The sequence below is a fragment of the Aeromonas finlandensis genome (assembly GCF_000764645.1).
GTDB classification, from domain to species: domain Bacteria; phylum Pseudomonadota; class Gammaproteobacteria; order Enterobacterales; family Aeromonadaceae; genus Aeromonas; species Aeromonas finlandensis.
In genome coordinates, this window is record NZ_JRGK01000226.1 from 1 (window position 1) to 1,107 (window position 1,107).

Consider the following 1,107-nt stretch of genomic DNA (forward strand, 5'->3'; position numbering starts at 1 on the left):
GAACAGCATGAACCATAAATCTTATCAAGAGCTCGTCACAGAAACATATTGTAATAATGCAATTCGAAGTGTCATGATGGTTGATGATGATTTCATATCCTACCCAAACTTGATTGCTCTCTTGAACAATCCAGGTGATATTAATCAAAATAAAATTAATGCTTCAAAACAGGCAGCCTCATTAGTTAACTTTTTCCAATCGAAGAACATGCTTTGTGATATAGATAACGGTGAATCAAACGATTTTTTAGAGGTGGACCGTCTTAGAAAGTCCGATCTAATAATAATTGACTATCATCTTGAGAATAACTCACCAGAGAAGACTCTTAGTATCCTTAGCAAACTAAGAGAGTCAAAACAAATGAATATGGTTGTTGTATATACCAACGAAGATCTCGATAACGTATTCATGAGCATTCTTGCAAAATTTCATGGTATAAAAAACATCAACGATCTGATCATTGCTGAAGATTGTGAAGAACTAAATGATTATTGGCAAGACATTTTAATAAGAGACATTGAGGCAAGAACTAACATATATCCGAGTATAGATGAAACTATAAATTACATAACTACTAGGAACATAAATACAACTAGAGGAAAGCTTTTCTCTAGGGCAGACTTCAGGAGTAGTCAAGAGCTTCGCAATCGAGCCAATGTAATTGCTGCAATTATTCTTGAGTATTCTGTTACCGCTATTCTACATTCAAGCGCAGTTGATAATGAACATAAATCGTTCACTATTGAACAAGGAAGAAATGGCGCTATGTGGATCAAATCCAACAATGTCTTCATCACATTATTTAATAAGAGTACAACTAATGATGACTCACAAGACATATGGGATCAATTGAATTCATCCCTACATAGCTGGGAACCATCATATTACAACATAATAAGATCTGAAATTCAGAATGAAATATATTCAGATTCATTGGCATTCAGCATAAACCTTGATAATGACAACTATGGTCAAGCAGCCTTACTAAATGAAATATTAAAAAACAATGACCCGTTATATCTTAAAAACAATATAAATGCCATTTATCAAAACATCGCAGAGGAGTTTTTATTAAAGCTCAGTAGCAATAAAGACCTACAAGACTT

The 1,107-nt window shown here is 33.4% G+C and carries 1 protein-coding gene; it reads left to right on the forward strand.

Annotation, left to right across the window (positions count from 1 at the left end):
- Window positions 1-73 precede the first annotated feature (73 nt).
- On the forward strand, window positions 74-1,107 hold a 1,034-nt coding region (locus tag LD28_RS0112880; protein ID WP_206538757.1), incomplete at its 3' end, for a response regulator receiver domain.